Origin of the sequence: Pseudomonas sp. W4I3, assembly GCF_030816195.1 — a bacterium.
GTDB lineage: Bacteria > Pseudomonadota > Gammaproteobacteria > Pseudomonadales > Pseudomonadaceae > Aquipseudomonas.
In genome coordinates this window covers 3226915-3252129 of sequence record NZ_JAUSXS010000001.1, presented here as the reverse complement: position 1 = coordinate 3252129, position 25215 = coordinate 3226915, and the positions used below count along the sequence as shown (strand labels likewise).

Annotated in this window: 12 protein-coding genes and 1 pseudogene; 9 read left to right on the top strand and 4 right to left on the bottom strand. The window is 60.2% G+C overall.

The features are described 5' to 3' along the window. The first annotated feature begins 37 nt into the window (after positions 1-37). Positions 38-3749 (top strand): annotated as a pseudogene (metH, locus tag QF045_RS14845) (methionine synthase). Positions 3750-3797: 48 nt separating this feature from the next. On the opposite strand, the gene QF045_RS14840 reads toward metH, so the two are convergent. Beyond that, a complete protein-coding gene (locus QF045_RS14840; RefSeq protein WP_306492853.1) occupies positions 3798-10826 on the bottom strand; it encodes an NEL-type E3 ubiquitin ligase domain-containing protein in 7029 nt (2342 codons plus the stop codon). 145 nt (positions 10827-10971) lie between these two features. On the opposite strand from QF045_RS14840, the gene QF045_RS14835 reads away from it, so the two are divergent. The 3 genes from QF045_RS14835 (at position 10972) to QF045_RS14825 (ending at position 13712) form a co-directional block, all read left to right on the top strand. Further along, entirely contained in the window at positions 10972-11187 is a 216-nt protein-coding gene (locus QF045_RS14835; protein ID WP_306492852.1) for a DUF2970 domain-containing protein, read from the top strand. A gap of 388 nt (positions 11188-11575) precedes the next feature. After that, positions 11576-13234 (top strand): nitrite/sulfite reductase, encoded by a 1659-nt coding sequence (locus QF045_RS14830; protein WP_306492851.1) that lies wholly within the window; start codon positions 11576-11578, stop codon positions 13232-13234. Continuing rightward, complete coding sequence (locus QF045_RS14825) at positions 13218-13712, top strand: DUF934 domain-containing protein (protein WP_306492850.1); 495 nt, start codon at positions 13218-13220, stop codon at positions 13710-13712. The genes QF045_RS14830 and QF045_RS14825 overlap by 17 nt, the downstream gene beginning before the upstream one ends. 1012 nt (positions 13713-14724) lie before the next feature. Here QF045_RS14825 and QF045_RS14820 read toward each other — a convergent pair. Continuing rightward, positions 14725-15138 carry a MerR family transcriptional regulator gene (locus tag QF045_RS14820; protein WP_306492849.1) on the bottom strand — a complete coding sequence of 138 codons (414 nt, stop codon included), beginning with the start codon at positions 15136-15138 and terminating at the stop codon, positions 14725-14727. A 71-nt stretch (positions 15139-15209) separates the two neighbouring features. Here QF045_RS14820 and QF045_RS14815 point away from each other — a divergent pair, with 71 nt between their 5' ends. Beyond that, complete coding sequence (locus QF045_RS14815) at positions 15210-16442, top strand: NADH:flavin oxidoreductase/NADH oxidase family protein (protein WP_306492848.1); 1233 nt, start codon at positions 15210-15212, stop codon at positions 16440-16442. 78 nt (positions 16443-16520) lie between these two features. Continuing rightward, positions 16521-18245 (top strand): ubiquinone-dependent pyruvate dehydrogenase, encoded by a 1725-nt coding sequence (gene poxB / locus QF045_RS14810; RefSeq protein ID WP_306492847.1) that lies wholly within the window; start codon positions 16521-16523, stop codon positions 18243-18245. Positions 18246-18295: 50 nt separating this feature from the next. Here poxB and QF045_RS14805 read toward each other — a convergent pair whose 3' ends face one another. Continuing rightward, a complete protein-coding gene (locus QF045_RS14805) occupies positions 18296-18853 on the bottom strand; it encodes an NADPH-dependent FMN reductase (RefSeq protein ID WP_306492846.1) in 558 nt (185 codons plus the stop codon). Between the two features lie 216 nt (positions 18854-19069). Between QF045_RS14805 and QF045_RS14800 the strand changes: the two genes are divergently transcribed. After that, positions 19070-19306, top strand: coding sequence for a hypothetical protein (locus QF045_RS14800; protein WP_306492845.1), 237 nt, complete (start codon positions 19070-19072; stop codon positions 19304-19306). A 49-nt stretch (positions 19307-19355) separates the two neighbouring features. Here QF045_RS14800 and QF045_RS14795 read toward each other — a convergent pair whose 3' ends face one another. Next, the gene (locus QF045_RS14795; RefSeq protein WP_306492844.1) at positions 19356-19694 is read right to left on the bottom strand and encodes a hypothetical protein; all 339 of its coding nucleotides are present in this window, start codon (positions 19692-19694) and stop codon (positions 19356-19358) included. A 182-nt stretch (positions 19695-19876) separates the two neighbouring features. Between QF045_RS14795 and QF045_RS14790 the strand changes: the two genes are divergently transcribed. Both QF045_RS14790 and QF045_RS14785 read left to right on the top strand, forming a co-directional pair. After that, the gene (locus QF045_RS14790; RefSeq protein WP_306492843.1) at positions 19877-20794 is read left to right on the top strand and encodes a LysR substrate-binding domain-containing protein; all 918 of its coding nucleotides are present in this window, start codon (positions 19877-19879) and stop codon (positions 20792-20794) included. A 157-nt stretch (positions 20795-20951) separates the two neighbouring features. Next, positions 20952-25181 carry a glycosyltransferase gene (locus QF045_RS14785; RefSeq protein ID WP_306492842.1) on the top strand — a complete coding sequence of 1410 codons (4230 nt, stop codon included), beginning with the start codon at positions 20952-20954 and terminating at the stop codon, positions 25179-25181. Positions 25182-25215 lie beyond the last annotated feature (34 nt).

Genomic DNA, 25215 nt, shown 5'->3' with positions numbered 1-25215 from the left:
GATTCACGCCTCCGTAATGCCTGACCAGAGTAGTCCCATGTCCGATCGTAGCGTTCGTCTGCAAGCCCTTCACCACGCCCTCAAGGAACGTATCCTGATCCTCGACGGCGGCATGGGCACGATGATCCAGAGCTATAAGCTTGAGGAGCAGGACTACCGTGGCAAACGCTTTGCTGACTGGCCAAGCGACGTCAAGGGCAACAACGACTTGCTGGTGCTCACTCGCCCTGACGTGATCGGCGGGATCGAAAAGGCCTACCTGGATGCCGGTGCCGACATCCTGGAAACCAATACCTTCAACGCCACGCGCATCTCCATGGCCGACTACGGCATGGAAGAACTGGCCTACGAATTGAACGTAGAAGGCGCGCGCCTGGCGCGTAAAGTGGCGGACGCCAAGACCCTCGAGAACCCGGCCAAGCCGCGCTTCGTCGCAGGCGTGCTCGGCCCCACCAGCCGTACCTGCTCGCTGTCGCCGGACGTGAACAACCCCGGCTACCGCAACGTGACCTTCGATGAACTGGTGGAGAACTACACCGAGGCCACACAGGGCCTGATCGAAGGCGGTGCCGACCTGATTCTGATCGAGACGATCTTTGACACCCTTAACGCCAAAGCCGCGATCTTTGCGGTGCAGGGCGTGTTCGAGGCGCTGAACATCGAACTGCCGATCATGATTTCCGGCACCATCACCGATGCGTCCGGGCGCACCCTGTCCGGCCAGACCACCGAAGCCTTCTGGAACTCCGTGGCTCACGCCAAGCCTATCTCCGTCGGCTTGAACTGCGCCCTCGGCGCCAGCGAGCTGCGCCCCTACCTGGAAGAGCTGTCGAACAAGGCCAACACCCACGTTTCCGCGCACCCCAACGCCGGCCTGCCCAACGAATTCGGCGAGTACGACGAACTGCCCTCCGAAACCGCCAAGGTCATCGAAGAGTTCGCCCAGAGCGGCTTTCTCAACATCGTCGGCGGCTGCTGCGGCACCACGCCCGGCCATATCGAAGCCATCGCCAAGGCCGTGGCCGGTTACGCGCCGCGCGCCATCCCGGACATTCCCAAGGCCTGCCGCCTGTCCGGCCTGGAGCCGTTCACCATCGATCGCAGCTCGCTGTTCGTCAACGTCGGCGAGCGCACCAACATCACCGGTTCCGCCAAGTTCGCCCGCCTGATCCGTGAAGACAACTACACCGAAGCCCTGGAAGTCGCCCTGCAGCAGGTGGAAGCCGGCGCCCAGGTGATCGACATCAACATGGACGAGGGCATGCTCGATTCGAAGAAGGCCATGGTGACCTTCCTCAATCTGATCGCCGGCGAACCGGACATTTCCCGCGTGCCGATCATGATCGACTCCTCCAAGTGGGAAGTGATCGAAGCCGGCCTCAAGTGCATCCAGGGCAAGGGCATCGTCAACTCCATCAGCATGAAGGAAGGCGTGGAGCAATTCATTCACCACGCCAAGCTGTGCAAGCGCTACGGCGCGGCGGTGGTGGTGATGGCGTTCGACGAAGCCGGCCAGGCCGACACCGAAGCGCGCAAGAAAGAAATCTGCAAACGCTCCTACGACATCCTGGTCAATGAAGTGGGCTTCCCGCCGGAAGACATCATCTTCGACCCGAACATCTTCGCGGTGGCCACCGGCATCGAAGAGCACAACAACTATGCCGTCGACTTCATCAATGCCTGTGCCTATATCCGCGACGAGCTGCCCTACGCGCTGACCTCCGGTGGCGTGTCCAACGTGTCGTTTTCGTTCCGTGGCAACAACCCGGTGCGCGAGGCGATCCACTCGGTGTTCCTGCTGCACGCGATCCGCGCGGGCCTGACCATGGGCATCGTCAACGCCGGTCAGCTGGAGATCTACGACCAGATCCCGGCTGAGCTGCGCGATGCGGTGGAAGACGTGGTGCTCAACCGCACCCCGGAAGGCACCGACGCCCTGCTCGCTATCGCCGACAAGTACAAGGGCGACGGCAGCGTCAAGGAAGCCGAAACCGAGGAGTGGCGTGGCTGGCCGGTGAACAAGCGCCTGGAACACGCGCTGGTCAAGGGCATCACCACGCATATCGTCGAAGACACTGAAGAATCGCGGCTGTCGTTTGCGCGCCCGATCGAGGTGATCGAAGGCCCGCTGATGTCCGGCATGAACATCGTTGGCGACCTGTTCGGCGCCGGCAAGATGTTCCTGCCCCAGGTGGTCAAATCCGCCCGGGTAATGAAGCAGGCCGTGGCTCACCTGATTCCGTTCATCGAGCTGGAAAAAGGCGACAAGCCGGAGGCCAAGGGCAAGATCCTGATGGCCACGGTCAAGGGCGACGTGCACGACATCGGCAAGAACATCGTCGGCGTGGTGCTGGGCTGCAACGGTTATGACATCGTCGACCTGGGAGTGATGGTCCCGGCGGAAAAGATCCTGCAGGTGGCCAAGGAGCAGAAGTGCGACATCATCGGCCTGTCCGGCCTGATCACCCCGTCCCTGGATGAAATGGTGCACGTGGCCCGCGAGATGCAGCGCCAGGATTTCCACCTGCCGCTGATGATCGGTGGCGCGACCACTTCCAAGGCACACACGGCGGTGAAGATCGAGCCCAAGTACAGCAATGACGCGGTGATCTACGTCACCGACGCCTCCCGTGCGGTGGGCGTGGCGACGCAGCTGCTGTCCTAAGGAGTTGAAGGCCGGTTTCGTCGAGAAGACCCGCCTGGAATACATCGATGTGCGCGAGCGCACCGCCAACCGCAGCGCCCGCACCGAGCGCCTGAGTTACCCGGCGGCGATCGCCAAGAAGCCACAGTTCGACTGGAGCAGCTATACCCCGGTCAAACCGACCTTCACCGGCGCCAAGGTGCTGGACAATATCGACCTCAACGTTCTGGCCGAGTACATCGACTGGACGCCGTTCTTCATTTCCTGGGACCTGGCCGGCAAATTCCCGCGCATCCTCACTGATGAAGTGGTGGGTGAAGCCGCCACCGCGTTGTACGCCGACGCCCGGGAAATGCTCAGGAAACTGATCGACGAAAAACTCATCAGCGCCCGCGCGGTGTTCGGCTTCTGGCCGACCAACCAGGTGCAGGATGACGACCTTGAAGTCTACGGCGACGATGGCCAGCCCATCGCCAAGCTGCACCACCTGCGCCAGCAGATCATCAAGACCGACGGCAAGCCGAACTTCTCCCTCGCCGATTTCGTCGCGCCCAAGGACAGCGGCGTGACCGACTACATCGGCGGCTTCATCACCACCGCCGGCATCGGCGCCGAGGAAGTCGCCAAGGCTTATCAGGATGCCGGCGACGACTACAACTCGATCATGGTCAAGGCCCTCGCCGATCGCCTGGCTGAAGCCTGCGCCGAGTGGCTGCACCAGCAGGTGCGCAAGGAACATTGGGGCTACGCCAAGGGCGAGCAGTTGGACAACGACGCGTTGATCAAGGAGCAATACAGCGGCATCCGCCCTGCCCCGGGCTACCCGGCGTGCCCGGATCACACCGAGAAAGCCCAGTTGTTCCAACTGCTCGACCCCGAGGCTCGCGAAATGCAGGCGGGCCGCAGCGGTGTGTTCCTTACCGAGCACTATGCGATGTTCCCGGCGGCCGCCGTCAGCGGCTGGTACTTCGCCCATCCGCAGGCGCAGTACTTCGCCGTGGGCAAGGTCGACAAGGACCAGGTGCTGAGCTACACCGCACGCAAGGGTCAGGACCTGAGTGTGACCGAGCGCTGGCTGGCGCCGAATCTGGGCTACGACAACTGATGACCCCGCCGTGCAGGGGCTTGCCGAGCCCCTGCACGGTCGTACGGTCTACACACCCAGACGGGTACGTTCCCGCACGGTCAGCTCGATGGCCAGGGCTGTTTCCTCGTCAGCCCGTTTGCGGCCCAACGTCCCATACTCGCTCAAATACTGCGCACCCCCTTCGGGGTAGCGTGCATCCAGGGCCTCGGTTTGTTCAGCGAGGCTGTCGGACAGGGTCTCGAACTCGGCAGGATAGGCCCTTTTCAAATAGTCCAACCAGTAGGTGCGCTGGACCAGGCTTCGCACGAAGTCATCCCCAGCCTCGCTTTCAATGATGGTGTCATAGGCAGTGTCCAGGGCGGCCTGGGTCACGTTCGCCACGGTCGCATAGATCATGCCGTGGGGTTGATTCGGCAGTTCCAGACGCTGAGCCAGCCCGATACGGTAAGCCAGGCGGATTTCCGCCGCGTCGGCCCTTGGCCGCGCACGGATGACCTCTTCGGCAATGCTCTCGACGGCATCGAGGCGATTCATACCCCTGGCCAACCGGAACAATTCAACACCTTCTTGAGCAGGTGTCACGCTACTGCGCACATTGAACTCATAGACCGCCGTTTCAAGGTCGTTGAACACCAGGATGCGACCATCGCCGCAGGTCATCCGGGGTTGTGCGGCACGCGCCCTGGCAAACACATCCGTGCGCAGAGACGGGTCTGCATACAGCGCATCCAGGACGCGCCACACCCGCGCTCTCACATCCGCTGGATTGCGCTGGAAATCGAGGGTGTTGCGCAACTGCGACAGGGTAAAGAAAAAGTCAGCGCTGTCAGGGGCGGCCCGCAGCTCTTCCCAGGCTTGATACCGCTCCGAGCCTTCAGCCACACCGGTAAACCAGCGGTCTCGCTGCACGTGAGAAGGTTCGATTTCCGGATGCGCATCTGCCCCCAACCGTTGGTGGGCGCCCAACGGCTCATCGCCGCCGTCGGAATCATCAGGGTGATAGCCTTCGATCATTCTGTCGATTTCCGCGCGGGTAAAGCCCAGGCCATTGCCCGTGTTTTGCAGGTACGTGCGCAGGTTTTCGAATTCATCTTCCAGCAGTAGGTTATCGAACACGTCTGTGCCGGCCATCAATGCCTGATGGTGATACATCTCGTACCGGGACGGGATGGTTTCGATCCGGTTGTTACGCAGGTTCAATGTGCGCAGGCGTGTTGCCTGAAAAACACCTGCTGGCCACTCCTCCAATTCGTTATCAGGCAGGTTCAGGGTTTGCAACTGTGTCATACCGCTCACATCCAGCTCGGCCAGCCGGTTGCCACCCAAATTCAAGCTTTCCAGCATCGGCATCTCCAACAGTTGCCGACGCAATGCCGTTGCGTCACGCAATTCATTATGGATAGCGTCCAAATGCCTGAGTGATCGAAACTCACTCACTGCGTCGGGCAATACGCTCAAGCCGTTATTGTCCAGGTTCAAGGTCTCGATATTGCCGAATGCGCGCAGAAACTCATTGGTGCCTTGCTCTGTGATCATGACGTTGCTCAGGTTTAACTCGCGGACATGCTCGAGCGGGCTGGGCAGCGCCGGCAGATCCCCCAGCGTCAACCCGGACAGGTCCAACTGATGCTGCCCCAGCGGCGCCTGTAGTGGCGGGCTTTCACGCAAGCTGTAGCGCCAGTGCGACAGCAGTCGTTCCGCAGCCCGTCGCCGGTCGATGGCGCTGATCCAACCGCTACCGCTTCGCACGCCTTGAATATCGATCCATCCATTCAACACCTGGATCCATTCGCGTTGTTGCGCCTCCCACTGCCTGAGTCGAGCCTCTATCTGGAGCGCATTCAATCCATCGCCGCGCAGCGCGTCGATGCGCGCCACGGCCTGCGCGGTGTCGAGGTGTGGATCGAGGCGCTGCAAGCGCGCCGCAGCGGTGATCGGCGCGGCATCGCCACCGGCCGTCAGGGGCAGCGGCAACAGAAGGTTGGGATTTTGTTCAGTCCCGTCTGGAAAGTACTCGGGGTCGCCGCCCGTTCTGCCTCGGTTCAGCAATGCGCGGGGAATGCCCAGCGGGTTCTCGCCGGGCAGGCGCTGACTGATCGTCTGCGCCTGTGCCACAGCCGCCGTCGTCAGGCGACAGCCGCGCAGGTTGGTATGGGTCAGCAACCGGTCATGGCCGGTCAACGCCGCCTGCGCAATCGAGGTCACCGCACTGTGGCTCAGGTCCAGGCGTTGCAGGGTGGGCGACTCAACCGCGCCCGCAGGCCAGGCGCGAATGGCTGTGCGCCGCAGATCGAGGGTGGTCAGTTGCGAGAGATGACTGATATCAAGCGTACGTACGGGATTGAGTTGCAGGCTCAGAGAGGTCAGGCGCGTCATTTCATTCAAGCGGGCCTGCATCGTGGGAGTGACTTGCAACAGGTTGCGGGACAGGTCCAGGGAGCGCAGGGAGGTCATCCCGGTCAGGCCTGACGGCAGGCGGGTCAGATTGTTATAGGCAAGGCCCAAATGCTCCACTTGGGTGAACCGCCCCAGAAAACTTTCAAGCTCCGTGAACGGCACCCGCACGCCTGCCAGGTCAAGGTCACGCACATGGGAAAAACCAGCCGCCGGTAACGCCGGTAAGTCGGCCAAGGCACCGCCTGAAAGGTCCAGGCGCATCTCTGACGCAAACACCGGCCTGGACGGCCCCGGCCCCGGCCTTGTACCGGGTGCCAGCCGCTGCGCGAGACCCTCTCGCCAGGAAGCGAGTATGCGAGTTTCTGCCCGCTGACGATTAGACGGTTCAATCCGAACACGCGCGTCAGCCGGGTCGCGCGCCAACCACTGCTGCAACGCCTGGGTCAGCTCACGTTGTTCCGACCGTGCTGCCTCAAGTCGTTCAATCTGTTCACTGCCGGGAACCTGCTGCAGCCTGAACTCCTCGATAACCCTGGAGACCATGGCTGCATCACCGTTCGTGAGATGACTCAGCGTGCCCTCTGCATACAACCGCACCATGACCTCTTCATCCACAAGATGCGCCGGGTTGTCACGCACATGTTCATAGGCCTCCATAAATGCCTGCGGCTCAAAAATCCTCCAGTTCATCCGCAGCCCGCGCCAAAGGCGCTCGTGGCCGGTTAGCATCTGCGGCGCTATCGAGTTGATCCGCGTGGAAGACAGGTTGAGGGTTTCCAGGTGCTCAAGCCCCAGGACACCTTCAGGCCAGGTCGCCAGCGATCCGGACACCTCCAGCCCGCGCAGGTTTACCAGGCCGCTGACATCCAACCGGTCCATGGAGCCGTTCAGGGACAACTGTTCCAGTTGCGTCATGCGATTGATCGACTGCATCACTTCAGGCGGAAAATCAGCCGTGGACGAAAGCCCGGAGTACTCCCGGTGCGTGAGCACCAGCTCAGTGATATCGGAAAAGCTCGCCAGCCGTTCGGTAACCTCATCCCGGTTGAAGGTATCGACGAGTACCTCAAGGCGTCGCACATTCGGGAACTGCCGTACAAGCGGCAAAACCCGATCCATAAGGAGCGCGCTGCCCGACAGCCTCAAGGTACCTACATGGGAAAAATCGGCGTTCAATGTGGGTAGCCCTGACCCGTCGATCAAGTTCAGGCTGCTCAAACGCGCCCCACCACGGTTCAGACCACTGCGCCAGCAGTCGATGACGTTGTCAGCCACGCGTAGACGTGCCCGATCAATTCCCACCCAAGGGCCAAGGGCGCTGCGCAGGTCGTCCAGTTCCCGCTGGCGGTTGGCCAACACGTTGAAAATCTGTTGCGGGTGTTCACCATCGCTCAGGTGTCGTTGCACGAAAGCCTCGGCTTCGGCTTCACTCACATTGGGGTAGATATCCCGCACACGCGTGATAAGACGATCGAGGTCTCCTACACCTGCTCCTGCGCCCCTGCCCGACAACGGATAACCCAGCCGGCCGTCCGCCAGGCGCAACGACGGTCGCGACCTGGGCGTCCGTTGTCCGAGAATACTGGCCATTTCACTGCGATGGCCGCTCGCATAGTTGGCCAACGTCTGTTTTAACAGCGCATCCTGATGGGTACCAGCGATGCCAAGGCCGCTGCGGAACTCATCGGGCAAGGCCTGCAAGATTGACTGATAAAAGTTGCGGCTATAGGGCGAGACGCTATGCAGGGCCGCGCCCCGCTCATCCCGCGCCTGAAAGCTGCCGCCTTCCTTGACCAGGTACTTGCGTATCGTGGCGTCCTCGGCGCCGATACTGTCCAGCAACGGCCCGTCAACCTTGTCGCCGCGCAGTTCCAGGCGCAGCCCTGCCGGCCAGCCCGGCAAGCGCTCCAGGCTGTGCAAGGCGAGGCGGTCGCTGTCCAGGCTCGCCAGGTTTTCGCGGTGCAGCCCGGCGATCGCGCGGTTCAGGCGATGCTGTTGCAGGCGAATGCGAGCCAGATCATCCAGGCGCGTCGGCACCTTCCCCGTGCTATCGAGGCGACTGCGCTCGCGCGGCGTGGCGGCGTCGAGCACCTCATCCAAGGCCTGGCGCGGTAACGATGGATAGCGTCGGCCGAGCACGCTGGTGTCGGGCACCTTCGGCGCCCTTGAACGCCATAAGCTGTCGAACAGCGCAGGCTGCCTTTTCAGCGCATGGTCCGCCAGGCGCTCGTTGAACACCTGCTCTGCGGTCAGCCCGTTCCAACCGGACGCGCTCCCCAGCAGGCGAGTGATTTCGTCCGCGCTCATCTGCGACAGCACCTTCTCGCCCAGCTTGCCGGCCTGTACCTCGCTACGGGTGAGCTTGATGCTGACACTCGCCTCAGTGGTTGACGACGTCACACCATAGCGCTGGGACGCGCCCCATCGCTCCGGCCCTTCAAACACTTCCAGTACTCGGCCCACTGGCCAGAGCGGCAACTCCACTGTCAGTGGCAACATACATTCGAAGCGACTGTCTGCCACTGAACCGCGACGGACCCGCGCAATCACCTCGCCGACCTGCCGGTCGAGGCTGAACTGCTCCAGCGTGTCTGCCAGTGCCGCTGGCACGGGCAAGCCGTCCACGTGGACTTTGCGCAACACATCGTCCTCAACCCCACTCACTTCGCCGATGGTGCGTAATACCTCGTCGGAGAATTCTTCGGTACGGTGGCCGAGCCGCCGCAGCAGCGTGAGGCGGTCCCACTGCAAGGGTCGTTCATGCAGGTGCCGCCAGGCGCCGGCCTGGTTGTGTTCGAGAATGGGCTGGTACGCCGCGGGGTCACTGGGATGCTTGATCCGCCATTTTTTGAGGGTTGAGTCAAAGGTCTTTTCGTACAGGTCGCTATTGAGGCGGATGTAGGTCTTGTCGTTGATTTCGTATTGTCCCAAGGCATTGGGACGGACGTCGTCCGGGACTGTCACGTCGCTTTTATAAGGCGACAGATCGGGCTTCCACAAGCGGGTCTGGCCATTGGGCAGCTTGACTGGCTGCATGTCTTCGACAAAGAGCGCAGGCTTGATGGCCAGCAGTTTGCCTACGCCCTTGCCGGCAGCGTGGAACAGAGCAATCTGCACGAGGTTTTCCGCCAGGTCGATCAGGTGCGCCTTGGCGGCCTTGCGATCGCCCTCCGCCCACTCGATGGCCCCTTCAAACGCCTCGTACACAAGCTGGCCCGCCATAAACACCAGCATGAGTTCACCCAATACCGGCACAAAGGACGCGAAGAAGGTCGCGGCGAACAGGCCGATATTCAGCCAACTGGCAATTTTTTGCGCACGCACCCTGGCATCGACATCTGCGGTGGGCACGGCGTGGGCGGCGGCGTCGGTGATGCTCTGGCTGCAGCTGCGATCAAACAGGTAGCCCCACAGGTCGACGTTGTTGCCCCAGGGCCCTTGCCCCTTTTGCCGGTAAGGCTTGATATGCAGGTAGGGATCGTCCTCCGCCCGCTGCGGGGACTTCTGCGCAGGGGGCAGGTTGGTTATGACAGGGACAGGGATCAGCGAGACGAGGTTCAGCATCTCACTCCAGGCCGGCACTGTGGACGCGTATTTTTCAGCCCAGGAGGAATCGCCATCCTTGGTGAACTGACCGAAATAGTACGGATGATCGCTATACGGCACGAACTGACTGAAGAATTTCTGGTAGCGGGTCGGGCGTGCCGCTTCCGGGGACGGGGTATCCGCGGCAGTGAATCGCTCCTTGAAGTAGGCATCCATCTCGCGAAAGGTAAAGCGTTTCAGGGAATGCTTTTGATCATGCGGAACATAGACGATGCATTCCTTCGGATGATGATATTTCTGGCACGCCATAAACACCACGCAGCCAGTCAAGCGGCGCTTCATGATGCCCAGGTCGCAAAACCAGACCGGCTGCCCCCGCAATTTGGGGGACACCTCGCCGTTTATCACCGACTCCACCATTGCACGCTCTTGAGCATCGATATCTTTTTGCAGCAGAGCCAACTCGGCGGCGGCCCGCATCGTCGCCTTCTGGCTCGCGATAAACTGCCGGCGCAGTGTGGCCGCCTTCGCGGTATCGGTGGGTTGGAAAAATGCCTTGATATAGGTTTGGTACTTTGCACCGATGTCCAGGCTCCGACAGAGCGTCAGGAACTGGTGAACCTGAAAGTTGACGATCAATGGCGTAAACGTATCGGCCGTCGCCCCTTGCACGAGGAAGCCGGAAGTACGGTGAAACTCGCGAGCTCGAGCTTCAGAGGCTTCGAAGTTATGTTTTGCCGCTTCCAGCAAGCTCAGTTTCAGGTACTCAAAGGTGCTCAGCTCTATGCCTTGTAGTGTCGTGGTCTTCTTCAGGCTGATCCACGTCTTGCGTACATCAAGCGTCACGCCGAGCTGATCTTTGAGTGCCTCTCGCAGCAAGGGCTCGGCGAAGGTGTCGATGTCCTGCAAGGCAGCCATGGTCTTGTCGAGCGCCGTTTGCGCGGTGAAGCTTGCAGTGAAGTGTTCATGTAACTGCTTGCGTTGCGCAGGGGTTGCATCCTGATAGGCCTGGGGTAACGCCGCATCGGTGTGCTTGAGCGCGGCGCGCCGCTCGGGCGCGGCATCCAACAGCCACTGCGGCACCGACTTTTTCAATAACTTGCCATGCAGGCTGGACGTAACGAGGTGCACGGGCACAAATGGAACGGTCATGGCGTCTCTCTCTAAGAAGTAGAGCGACAGCACACCATTACCGGTAATCGTGGAGGCGGTAGTTAGCTATATGGGCCGCCATGGCGCGGGGGCTCGGCTATGCTTTGTCGTACCTCACTCAGTCGCACCTCATTGCGAGGAATCCATGGACGACCCACAGAACAAACCACCCACGTTCTGGCAAATGCTCCACAGCGTCATGGCCGCCGCCTTTGGCGTGCAAAGCGGCAAGAACCGCGCCCGCGACTTCACCCACGGCAAGCCCAGTCATTTCGTGATAATGGGTATTGTTTTCACGGCGGTGTTTGCCCTGACGCTGTTTGGCATCGTCAAGCTGGTGCTGCACCTGGCCGGGGTGTGAAGCCGGCCAAGGCGGCAAAGTGTGCAAGCTCAAGGGCTGGCTTACTGATGGCTGACCCAGAACACGGCGGTGCCCACCACGAGGATGATCAGAAACAGAATCGCCCAGGCATCCACGGTGCTGTCGGGTTTACGTATCTTTGTCGAATTGCTCATCGCATCGCCTCTTGTCGGTTTTGTAGGTGATTGCACTAAGACTCGACACCAGTAAAGACCACGCTTGCCCCTATGACAAATGTGGATAAGGCGATAACCCCTCTCATTAGTCATTTTGGTTATGTGCATATACTCAAACATCACTTTTGCGCATAAACGCAAACTGGTATCGTGCGCCGGCTCCGTTGGGAGTGCGCGGCCGTGCGCGCAGATTTGCCGAGAACAGGACCTATATGTACGTATACGACGAATACGATCAGCGCATCATCGAGGACCGCGTCAAGCAGTTCCGTGATCAGACCCGACGCTACTTAGCAGGTGAACTGAGCGAAGAAGAGTTCCGCCCTCTGCGCCTGCAAAATGGCCTTTATGTTCAGCGCTTTGCGCCGATGCTGCGGGTGGCTGTGCCCTATGGCCAGCTGACGTCGCGCCAGACGCGCATGATGGCCAGGATCGCCCGCGACTTCGACAAAGGCTACGCCCACATCAGTACCCGCCAGAACGTGCAGTTCAACTGGCCGGCCCTGGAAGACGTGCCGGATATCCTGGCTGAATTGGCCACCGTGCAGATGCACGCCATTCAGACCAGCGGTAACTGCCTGCGCAACGTGACCACCGACCAATTTGCCGGCGTCGCTGCCGATGAGTTGATCGACCCACGCCCATGGTGCGAAATCGTGCGCCAGTGGACCACCTTCCACCCTGAATTCGCCTACCTGCCGCGCAAGTTCAAGATCGCCATCAATGGCTCGACCTCGGACCGCGCGGCCATCGAAGTGCACGATATCGGCCTGGAGCCGGTGCACAATGCCGCTGGCGAGCTGGGTTTCCGCGTGCTGGTGGGTGGCGGCCTGGGCCGTACGCCGGTCGTGGGCGCGTTTATCAACGAGTTCCTGCCGTGGCAGGACCTGTTGAGCTACCTCGACGCTATCCTGCGGGTCTATAACCGCTACGGCCGTCGTGACAACAAGTACAAGGCCCGGATCAAGATCCTGGTCAAGGCGCTGACCCCCGAGGTGTTCGCGCAGAAAGTCGACGCCGAGATGGAACACCTGCGCGGCGGCCAGACCACCCTGACCGAAGCCGAAGTGCACCGCGTCGCCAAGCATTTCGTCGACCCCGAGTACAAGGCCCTGAGCAATCAGGACGCCGAGCTCGCGGCCCTCGACCAGCAACACCCAGGCTTCGCCCGCTGGCGTGGCCGCAACACCCTGGCGCACAAGAAGCCGGGCTATGTGGCCGTGACCCTGTCGCTCAAGCCCACCGGCGTTGCACCGGGCGACATCACCGACAAACAATTGGACGCCGTCGCCGACCTGGCCGACCGCTACAGCTTCGGTCAACTGCGCACCTCCCACGAGCAGAACATCATTCTGGCGGACGTCGAACAGAGCCAACTGTTCACCCTGTGGGGCGAGCTGCGTGAAGGCGGTTTCGCCACGCCGAACATCGGCCTGTTGACCGATATCATCTGCTGCCCGGGCGGCGACTTCTGCTCCCTGGCCAATGCCAAGTCGATCCCGATCGCCGAGTCGATCCAGCGCCGTTTCGACGACCTGGACTACCTGTTCGACATCGGCGAGCTGGACCTGAACATTTCCGGCTGCATGAACGCCTGTGGTCACCACCACGTCGGTCATATCGGCATCCTGGGCGTGGACAAGAAAGGCGAAGAATTCTACCAAGTGTCCCTGGGTGGCAGCGCCAGCCGCGATGCGAGCCTGGGCAAGATCCTCGGCCCGTCCTTCGCCCAGGAAGCCATGCCGGAGGTGATCGGCAAGCTGATCGACGTGTACATCGAACAGCGCACCGAAGATGAGCGTTTCATCGACACCTACCAGCGCATCGGCATCGACCTGTTCAAGGAGCGCGTCTATGCAGCGAATCATTAAGAACAACGAAGTCCTCGACGAAACCTGGCACCTGCTGCCCAAGGACGCGAGCTTCGACGGCATCTCCAACTGCGACGACCTGATCGTGCCGCTGGCGCTGTGGCGCGAGCACGGCCACGCCCTCAAGGCCCGCGATGGCGGCCTGGGCGTGTGGCTGGACGCCGATGAAGAAGCCGAAGAAATCGGTGATGACGTGCAGCATTTCCAGGTGATCGCGCTGAATTTCCCGGCCTTCACCGACGGACGCAACTACTCCAACGCACGCCTGTTGCGTGACCGTTATGGTTTCAAGGGCGAGCTGCGGGCGATTGGCGACGTGCTGCGCGACCAGCTGTTCTACCTGCGCCGCTGCGGCTTCGATGCCTTCGCCTTGCGCGCCGACAAGGACCCGTATGAAGCGTTGGAAAGTCTCAAGGATTTTTCGGTGACATATCAGGCTGCAACGGATGAGCCACTGCCGCTATTCCGACGCCGCTGAGTAAAAAAATGTGGGAGGGGCTTGCTCCTGATAGCGGTGGGTCCGTCATATCAATGTTGACTGACCCTCCGCTATCGGGAGCAAGCCCCCTCCCACATTTGGTTCTGCGTACACCCGGCAGCTTTTGCAGCTGCGCACGGCGCTGGAGTGCTTGGGAACACCACAATATCCAGGCGAACGGGGTCAAACAGGTGGGAGGGGGCTTGCTCCCGATTGCGGTGGGTCAGTCATATGAATGTTGACTGACACTCCCTCATCGGGAGCAAGCCCCCTCCCACATTTGGTTCTGGGTACACCCGGCAGCTTTTGCAGCTGTGCACGGCGCTGGAGTACTTGGGAACACCACAATATCCAGGCGAACGGGGTTAAACAGGTGGGAGGGGGCTTGCTCCCGATTGCGGTGGGTCAGTCATATGAATGTTGACTGACACTCCCTCATCGGGAGCAAGCCCCCTCCCACATTTGGTTCTGCGTACATCCGGCAGCTCTTGCAGCTGTGCACCGCGCTGGAGTACTTGGGAACACCACAATATCCAGGCGAACGGGGTCAAACAGGTGGGAGGGGGCTTGCTCCCGATTGCGGTGGGTCAGCCATATGAATGGTGACTGACACTCCCTTATCGGGAGCAAGTCCCCTCCCACATTTGGTTCTGCGTACACCCGGCAGCTTTTGCAGCTGCGCACGGCGCTGGAGTGCTTGGGAACACCACAATATCCAGGCGAACGGGGTTAAACAGGTGGGAGGGGGCTTGCTCCCGATTGCGGTGGGTCAGTCATATGAATGTTGACTGACACTCCCTCATCGGGAGCAAGCCCCCTCCCACATTTGGTTCTGCGTACATCCGGCAGCTCTTGCAGCTGTGCACGGCGCTGGAGTGGTTGGGAACCCACAATATCCAGGCGAACGGAGTCAAACAGGTGGGAGGGGGCTTGCTCCCGATTGCGGTGGGTCAGTCATATGAATGTTGACTGACACTCCCTTATCGGGAGCAAGCCCCCTCCCACATGCTATTCAGCGACTTCCAGGTTGCGGATTAATCGACGCCAGCACCTGCTTCTGCCCCATGGAGCACGGCACGCCTTCCGGCTGCGCCCGCACCGCCTCGATCACGCTCAGCAACTGCGCCTTGTTGTGAGCCAACTGCGCCTGCATCCCGTCGATCTGCGCGACCTTGCGTTCCAACGCCTCGATCAGCTCGTCGCGCTTGTGCTCGCCCGGCGCCGGCATCAACGCCTTGAGTTCCTGCAGGGTGAAGCCGGCCTGTTGCGCGCTCTGGATCAGTTGCAGTGTCTGCAGCGCCTCTGGCGCATAACGTCGATAGTCATTGGCCTGGCGCCCCACCTGGCTGATCAAGCCTTCAGCTTCGTAAAAGCGGATGCGCGAGGCCGCTAATCCGCTCTGTTTTGCCAGCTCACCAATATTCATCGAAACGCCTGCTTGACATTAAAGTTAACTTTAAGCTTAGCCTGAGGCCTCCCCCGCTCAGGAGTCAACCCATGTCACCCTTTGAAGCCTTACAACTGCCCAACGGCCAAGTCATTTCCAACCGTATCGCCAAGGCGGCGATGGAAGAAAACATGGCCGACCTCAATCAGGCTCCCTCTCGCGAGTTGAAGCAGTTGTACAAGACCTGGGCCGAGGGTGAGCCCGGCTTGCTGCTCACTGGCAATGTGATGATCGACCGCCGTGCCATGACCGGCCCCGGCGGCGTCGCACTGGAAAACGAGCAGCACCTGGACAGCTTCCGCGAATGGGCCGATGTGGCTCGCGCCAAGGGTGTGCATTTCTGGGTGCAGCTCAGCCATCCAGGGCGTCAGACCATGGCCAACCTGGGCCAGCAGGCATTGGCGCCGTCTGCCATCGCCCTTGACCTGGGTAGCTTTTCCAAAATGTTCGCCACGCCCAGGGCCATGACCGAAGACGATATTCAGGAGGTGATCGCACGCTTCGCCACCAGCGCCCGCCTGGCTGAAAAAGCCGGGTTTACCGGGGTGCAGATCCATGGTGCCCACGGCTACCTGTTGAGCCAGTTTCTGTCACCCTTGAGTAACCATCGCACCGATCGTTGGGGCGGCTCATTGGAAAACCGCGCGCGCCTGCTGCTGGAAGTGATCAATGCCGTGCGCGCCAGTGTCAGCCCTTCATTTTGCGTGGCGGTAAAGCTCAATTCCGCAGATTTTCAGCGTGGCGGTTTCGATGCAGCTGACGCGCGTGCCGTGGTCGAAATGCTCAACCCGCTGCCCATCGACCTGCTGGAACTGTCCGGTGGCAGCTACGAAGCACCAGCCATGCAAGGCGAGGCGCGAGACGGGCGCACATTGGCGCGTGAGGCGTACTTCCTGGAGTTCGCCAAGGAACTCGCCACTGTCGCCAGGATGCCGTTGATGGTGACCGGCGGCATTCGCCGCCTGCCCGTCGTGCAGCAGGTACTGGACAGCGGCATCGCCATGGCCGGCATCGCCACCGCGCTGACCCTGGAGCCGCAATTGATCAGGCACTGGCGCGAAGGCCGCGAACTCAACCCGCAGCTCAAGCCCATCAGTTGGAAACGCAAACCCTTGGCCGCCCTCGCCACCCTGGCCGTGGTACGTGACCAGATGCGCCGCCTGAGCCGCGGACAGCTGCCCAACCCCAAGGTTGCGCCGTGGCTGGCGCTGGCCTGTGACCAATGGTTTACCGCACGGCGCGCGCGGCAGTACCGCGCAAGCATGACGCAATCTTCACGTTAGAAGCGGAGCATTCGCCATGATTGAACTGTCCCCTACTGATCAGCAGTTTTTCAACCTCACTGACGATTGGAGTTCTTCATGGCGAAAATCAACCTGGCCCAGCAGTTGGCTACCACCCTTGAACAGGCGGGTATCAAGCGCATCTGGGGCCTGACCGGCGACAGCCTCAATGGCCTCACCGACGCCCTGCGCACCATGGACAGCATCGAGTGGATGCACGTGCGCCACGAAGAAGTGGCCGCGTTCGCCGCCGGGGCCGAGGCCGCCGCCACCGGTGAGTTGACGGTGTGCGCCGGCAGTTGCGGGCCAGGCAATCTGCACTTGATCAACGGGTTGTTCGACTGCCATCGCAACCATGTGCCGGTGCTGGCGATTGCCGCGCAAATTCCGTCCTCGGAGATCGGCCTGAACTACTTTCAGGAAACCCATCCTCAGGAGCTGTTCAAGGAGTGCAGCCACTTTATCGAGCTGGTGAGCAACCCCGAGCAGATGCCTCAGGTGCTGCATCGCGCCATGCGCTCGGCGATCCTCAATCGGGGCGTGGCGGTGGTGGTGATCCCGGGGGATGTCTCGTTGCTCGAAGTAGAGGACAAGCTCAAGCCCTGGCCGGCCCTGCATGCACCACGAACGTTGCCCGCAGAGGCGGATCTGCAGCGGCTGAGCGATATCCTGCACAGCAGCGAAAAAGTCACTTTGCTGTGCGGCAGCGGTTGCGCCGGTGCCCATGATCAGGTGGTGGCGTTGGCCAACACCCTCGGCGCGCCGGTGGTGCACGCGCTGCGCGGCAAGGAGCATGTGGAGTGGGATAACCCGTTCGATGTCGGCATGACCGGCCTGATCGGTTTCAGCTCCGGTTACCACGCCATGCTCGATTGCGACACCTTGATCATGCTCGGCACCGACTTCCCCTATCGGCAGTTCTACCCCACCGACGCCAAGATCATTCAGGTCGACCGCGATCCCCAGGCGTTGGGACGACGTGCGACGCTGGACCTGGGCATCGCCGCCGATGTGCGCGAAACCATCGACGCGCTGCTGCCGCGCCTGACCCGCAAGACGGATCGCAGCTTTCTCGAGACCTCGTTGAAGCACTACGAAAAAGCCCGCCAGGGCCTGGATGACCTGGCGCAACCGTCCAAGGCGGATCGGCCGATCCATCCCCAGTACGTGGCACGCGTGCTCAGCGAGCTGGCCGATGATGACGCGATTTTCACCGCCGATGTCGGATCACCGACCGTGTGGGCTGCGCGCTATCTGAAGATGAACGGCAAGCGCCGGCTGATCGGCTCGTTCAACCACGGCTCGATGGCCAACGCCATGCCCCAGGCCATCGGTGCCCAGGCGGCATTTCCTGGACGACAGGTGATCTCGATGTCGGGCGACGGTGGTTTCACCATGCTGATGGGGGACTTCATTTCCCTGGCGCAATTGAACCTCCCCGTGAAAATTATCGTGTTCAATAACGCGTCACTGGGTTTCGTCGCAATGGAGATGAAGGCCGCAGGCTACCTGGATACGGGCACCGAACTGAAAAATCCGGATTTTGCCGCCATGTCCAACGCCATGGGCATCCTGGGGATTCGTGTCGAGCAATCCGAAGACCTGGAGCCGGCCCTGCGCCGTGCCTTGGCGCACGACGGCCCGGTGCTGGTGGATGTGGTGACCGCGACTCAGGAGCTGGTGATGCCACCGAGCATCAAGCTGGAACAGGCCAAGGGGTTCAGCCTGTATATGCTCAAGGCCGTGATGAGCGGGCGTGGCGATGAGGTGATCGAACTGGCACGTACCAACTGGCTGCGGTGATCGTCTGTGGGAGGGGGCAAGCCCTCTCCCACATCAGCACTCATTGCCAATCAACCCTTTTGTTTTTCGACCCACTTGCCGTACGCATCGATAAAGGCCTGCAGGAAGGGTCGAGTCTTTTCCGAGACCTTCCCTGCCTCATCAAACACACTGCCCGCGCCGCCCAGGTAGGCTTCTGGCTGCTGCATGCACCACACGTCCAGAAACACCAGGGACTGGCGCAGGTGATGGTTGGCGCCAAAGCCGCCAATGGCGCCTGGCGACACGCTGATGACTGCCCCCGGCTTGCCGCCCCAGGCACTCTGCCCATAAGGGCGCGACCCCACATCGATGGCATTTTTCAACACCGCAGGCACGGAACGGTTGTATTCCGGTGTCACGAACAGCACCGCGTCGGATGAACTCACCTGATGGCGGAAAGTGCTGTAGGCTGCGGGCGCTGTCGCACCTTCATTGTCTTCGTTGTAGAGCGGCAAATCGCCAATTTCGACGATATTCAACTTGAGGTTGGCAGGGGCCAGATCGGCCAATGCCAGGGCAACCTTGCGATTGATCGACTCTTTTCTCAGGCTGCCAACCAGGACGGCAATTGTGTAGACCTTGCTCATAGAGGTTTCCCCACGTGTGAGTAATGGAGCTGACAGTTATAAAGACTTCGCACCACATGCACCAGCGAGTTCAAAGATTGTCGCCGCGCACTTAGCGCGTAGGAAACATCGGAAACTTTAAACGAATAGTATTTTTTTCTTATAGGTAAACTACCCCGCTCACTGACGGTCTACAGAACCGCAAATCGAGTGTTTATCTCCAGAGGTTCTAAACAGATGGCAGCAGTACTAGTCGGACAGTTTCATGCCAGAGACGCGGAAGGCCGCGTATATTCGGTGCATGAATTCCAGGAATCCAACCCGGCGCACGGCGACCTGGCTGGCTCGGCGCCTACCACCACCTACAAGCTGGCCATTGGCGACCGTGTAGAAAAACTGGAAGGTGATGAGTTCAGATTGATCCAGTCGGGCACGATTATCGTACGCGAATCCCAAACCACCCTCGCGTCTTGAGATTTCGCCCTGTCCACCTGCTCAGTCCTGGCGACTGGGCTGGGGATGCTCAGGGACTGCGAATCTCTGTGACTTCGATACCCTGCTCGCCCTGCTTGAGCGTTACCACCAACTGCCCCCGCTCTCCTTGTACCGCATACATCGAGCGCGTGTAGCCCGACCTGTCGTAAGCGGGATACGCCTCCACTTGCCTCATCAAGGTAATACCGAGCACCGCGCCCACTTGCTCGCTGACCTGTTCCTGCGCACGGATAAACGCTTCAAGTGCGAGGTTTTCCGGCGGGTGTTCATCATGATTATCGAAGAAGTAAGCCGCCATGCACCCCACGGTCACCAGGACCAGGAGTTGCTTGACCGTTACCCCGAATAATGTCGAGGGTAGAGGCATTTGAGACCAGACCTGTTTTTGTTGTAAGTACCGGGAAACCGGCAGTGGTCGTTACTGATCAGACCGTTCATTCTAGTGAGGTCCTGGCTTAACGCCATAGGCAGGGGCGACCCATGCCGTCTTTTTTGCGCACGGAGGCCTGCACCATTGAATCCCCGGCGCGCTGCACATAGACTCCGGCCATGCGTTTACGTCATATCGAAGTGATTCAGGCCATCTTGCAGACCGGACACCTCGGCACGGCCGCCGAGTGGTTGCAACTGCCCGTGGGCGAGGTTGACGCCACACTCAAGGATGCCGAGCTGCAGCTGGGCTTCATGCTGTTCGCCAGTGTGCGCGGACGCCTGCAAGCCACCCGTGAAACCCTGGAGCTGCAGGCCCAGATCGCCCATCTGTACGAAGCACTCGAGCCGATCCAGCGACTGGCCAGCCGCCTGAAACACCACCACGCGCCGACCTTGCGCGTGCTGTGCACCCCGCCGCTGGCCAACCAGCTACTGCCCCAAGGCATCGCCATGCTGCGTCGGCGCTTTCAGGATACGCCGTGCAACCTGTCGAGCCAGCCTACTCGGGAGATCGTCAAAAGCCTGCTGCTGCATGAGGCCGATGTAGGCCTGAGCCTGCATGATCCGCAACACCCGCAGATCCAGAGCACGGTGCTGGCCGAGGGCAAGTTGCAATTGCTCGCGCCCCACGGCTGGCTCAAGCCCAAGCAAAAATACATTGCGCTGCAGGACCTGGCCGGGCAGTCGATGATCGGCCTTGAAGGACATGACCCGTTAAGCCGTTTGCTGGACGCGAAGCTGCAAGCGTTACGCCCGCTGCCGGTGGTGCAAACGCGGGTACAGACTTACCAGATGATGCGCAGCATGGTCGAGGCCGGCGAAGGCCTGGCGATTGTCGACCCGTTCACCGCATCCGGCGCACGGGAGGCCGGGCTGGATGCATGCCCTTTGTCGCCCCCCCTGCCCGTCATCCTTTACGCATTGAGGTTGAACGACGCCAATCCCACCCCGGCGCTGAATGCCTTGCTGGAAATTGTCGCACATCAGGCTCAAGCCTTGCTGGCGGCGCCATTGCCCTGCGCGCCGGCACCGTAACGCTCTGCCCGCCACTCTTTTCGCCGCCTTCTCAGTGACACAGTTGCTGACGATCACGCGGGAACCCACTCCGAAAATATTGACACCCATCGACTGACGAAAGCGCCACACCGGGCTTTCTGACGGACGATATATTACATCTACGGAAAGGTTCTCCATGAATGTCACGCATCACGTACCTGCGCACCCGCCTCTAACACGCCCCACCAGACTGGTCTCAGCACACACCAATAACGCTGCCATCACGCCAGCATCGGTTGCGGTCAACGATCCTGGTACCCGTGACACAGGCCCCGACGAATTCGACAACGCGGCGGCCCTTAAAGAAGCCTTTGCTGAACGCTGCAATTGGAAAGAAGTGGCTGCAGCGCTGCGCATAACATTGGAAGATGCGAATAAGGCCTCCTCCGGCGGCGAACCCAGTGAACAGCGAAGCCGCCTTGAGACGGGGATAGCGTTCCGCTTGGGTGCCCTCTCACTGCCGGTCTGCGCGGATTCCAGCTACTACCGGGACAACCAACTGACGCCCAGCACCAGCGTCGTCAAACTGACCACCTACCTCAGCGGTAGCGGTTTGGAACTGCCCAAGACCCTGGATCAGTTGCTCGCGCTGTACCAAAAAGCGATGCAACACGTCCAGACCCACCCCCTGGGTAATTTCAGCGGCGCGCTGGCCTGGCCGACGCCGATGGCGGCGCAAGACCAACAAGCCATCATCGACCTGCTGAATGCGCCTGACTCGACCCTGCCCAACCTGCCATTGGCAGACCTGAAAAAAGGCGCGCTGGGCTATCTGCTGTCAGCCGGCAACCTGTCGAACGACGACTTGAAGCAACCCAGCAACGCGACGCAGACGCTGCTGAGCTCAGCCAAAGCCCAAGCACTGGGGCAGCTCATACAAGCCAAATTGAAGGGCATTGCGACCCCTACCAGTATCAATGATTACCTGCTGGCAGCCATTCACATCGGCCTGGACCCGGAGTCCCTGAGCAACCCGGCGCGCAACAGCGTCGCAGGTTTTGACCTGGGCCAGTCGCAGCACTGGCGCAAATCGCCCACCGTGGTGATCGAGGGCTTGAGCCGCCACCTGGTGACACAAGGACGAGCCTCGCCGCAATCGGCCGACCTCGCAGCCCGCGTGTTGTTGGCACGTACCGCGCCGGAACATCTGGTCAAGAACATCCCGTCCAGTGTGACTTACGGCAGCATTCCCTGGACACAACTGGTGATCGCGGCGGCCAAACTGGAAGCGCAATCGCCAGGGTGCGTGCTGACGATGAGCTATAGCGAAGTGATGGCCGGCGCCGAGAGTGTCGACGTGGGCGCACCGCTCGTGCAACAGATTCAACGCGCAGCCTTGAGTCATTGGGCGGCCGCCAATGGCCTGTTGAACACCCTGCCTGCACCTGCCGATGCTGACATCCGACGTACCTTCGTTGCCCAGCAAAACGCCTTGCAAGCTGCGTCCACAGCGCTTGCAACGCCTATCCCCGATCGGGAAGCGATGGGCCTGGAACTGCTCAGACAAGAATTTCCGGGGGTCGAAGACAGCGTCTTTAGGGCCAGGCATATTATCAAAACCCGTCTACATGAAGGTCGCCCTGGTCGTTACCCCGGCGAACACTCGATGCTGGATATCGTCATGCACGGCGACACGGTCAACCCAGGCAACAAGCAACACTGGATAACCAAAGACAAGCAAATCCCCATCGAGCAATTCTGCGAGAAATCAGCCAGCGGCAAACTCACGGTCGACAACGCCTTTACCGAGCAGTACACCCCGGCAATAGAGGCACTGGAAAAAGGCCACACTGGCATGGTCCAGTATTTGATCTCGGCCTTACCGCCCCAAGACCGGGTAAACCTGCGCTACGGCCAGCTGGAGTTTTTCCATAAGAATGAATACAAACTGGCCACGGATTTCTGGAATAAAAGCCTGAGCAGAAAGGGCCACACGCTGGATGTAAAGACTACGCTCGACGGGAAAGTTAACGTTTACCGCCTTGACACCAGCACCGGCACGGTTTCAAAACTCGATTACCTCTCCAGAACCTATTCGCCTCCTTACGATAAGCTTGAGCGCAGAGACGGCAGTACGCTACATAAAACCGTTCGGTTCAACCCATTCGAGAGTGAACACGCCGAACAGTCCAAAGAGCAACCGGTGACCTCGCAAAACCCACAGGTCTTCGACTCCGACCGTACCCGATACATTGCCAAGGTGTTCACCCAATCCCTCGACTTGCACAGCGATGACGTGCTCCAGCATGCCCGCGGGTCCACTTCCTACGATCAAAGCACCGCGGCCGACGAAGCCATTGGCGAGTTTTTCCTGAACCTAATCCCCTTCAGGTCGGCGATCGTCAATTTCAGCAAGGGCAAGGTCGGCGACGGTGTATTTGACCTTGGCCTCGATGTGGTAGGCCTGGTCACGATGGGTATCGGCAAGGCCGCCCAAGCGGGCAAGGTGATTGCAAAAGGGGTAAACAGCGTGAAGGCGGCAGCAAAAGCTGCGCGGTTCCTGGGGAGCGTTGTGACTGAAGCGCTCAACCCATTGGGTGGCGCAGGTGACGTGCTCAGGGGCGCCGGATGGTTGGCTCGTCGCGGCGCCAAATCGGGCCGAGAGGCCATTAATGTCCTCAAGGGCGCAAGCAGCAGCTATGACCTGCTCAAAGCGGCAGGCGTGCAGCATGGCCTCGTCGGCGTAGGCACCTACAAGCTTGCAGACCGCAGTGTGGAAGGTGGCGCGGTGTTTCGCAACGGCGACTGGTACGCCTACGACGTGACCAAGGGCCAGCCCTACGGTGCGCCACTGAAAAGCTTCGAACCCGGTGTGGTGACAACAGGCGGCGAAGTCAAAGTCCTCGATCAACCTGCGCTGTTTGACTACGAGGTCACCGTCGACACTGATCGGCTGCACGTCAAAGGCCTGCAAGCCAATGTCTACATAGGTGCGAACAATCAAGAGTATGTAAAAATCGACGGTAGGTTCTATCAGTCCAAAGTTGAAGATGGCCAGCGCGTAGTGCTGCATCCCACAACGCACCGCGAGAAAATTCCAGTGCGGGACCTCGGCAGTACAGGTTGGGAGCCCGCCGCCACGGCCAATCGTTTACTCGGTGGGGAAAACGATCTTGCGCCGGCCTGGAAACTCGATAATGCCACCTACGTCGTGCCGATGGACGGTGTAAAGGTCCACACGAGCGTTCACCCGATCCTGTACAGCATCGATTACGGCAAAACGGACGTTATTGTCTACTTTGACACCAACGTGGGTGCTTGGAGGGAGAACGCCCCCTTAGGCAAACAAAACGCTGCTTATTTCTGGACGGCCGCGAAAGACAAGTGGCAGAAGGGGTCGCTCGCCGAATTCAAATCAGCCAAGCCTACACGGGGGCACACCTACCGGTTTATCGACGCGCCCGCCCCTTCCATATTACAAAAGCCTAAAAATGTCAGGCCGGTGCCGAAAAAAATTCACTACTTTTGGGCGGGCGGCGAGATACCGAGCGCGATGATCAACAACATAGCGAAGAACGCCGAAAAAATGCCCGGATACACATCCATTGTGCATATCGACGCCGACACCCCGGAGCTATTCCAGGCCATCAAGCTCAAACTGCAAACAGACGCACCGGGCGCCACCGCCATGAACCTGAACGAAGAGGATTTTTTTCAATCCTTGAAAGATACCGACATGTATTCATATTTCCGCAGGGGCCAGGGCAAGAACCTTTCCGCCGCCTCGGATGTGACCCGTTACCCGCTGATGAATCAATATGGCGGCATCTACCTTGATACCGATGATCTGATCACAGGTACTGGCGGATCAATAGGGTTGAATGCCGGTGACTCGGACATCCTGCTCGGCGCGCCAGTGGGTCATAAACTCTCCGAATACAAACCGTTCTATAACACTAGCCACTTCGCCACCCAGGCGGAGAATCCGGTCATTACTGAAATGATCACCGAGATGAATAACCGCTTCACGCAAAACAAAGCCTACTTTGAAGCCAATCGCCTGACCGTCGGTCGCGATGCCGGAGGTGCGGTCAACTACACCCCGGACTTTTTGGCCTACGGACGCAAGTATTTCGAAACGGTGGGCCCGCTTATGTTTGACGATGTACTCAAAGCCAAGCGACCGGACATTTACGACGTAGGCTTTGATGGCAAGCCCAAGGTTATGGAGCAGATCAATGGCAGGCTCCGGACCGGTGCGCGGTTCAGCCTGCAAAAGCAAACACGCGACTATTATCTAGACAAAGGTCTGATACCGCCAGACGGGCTCCAACAGAGCGTAACCGAGGCAAAAGAGCACTACTTGGCGATGCGCGAACAGTTGCAAATCGAAATCGGGGGGGAACACTCGTGGATTGACACCTGACCCACAGCGAAACACCCCGGCGCAGCTTGAAACG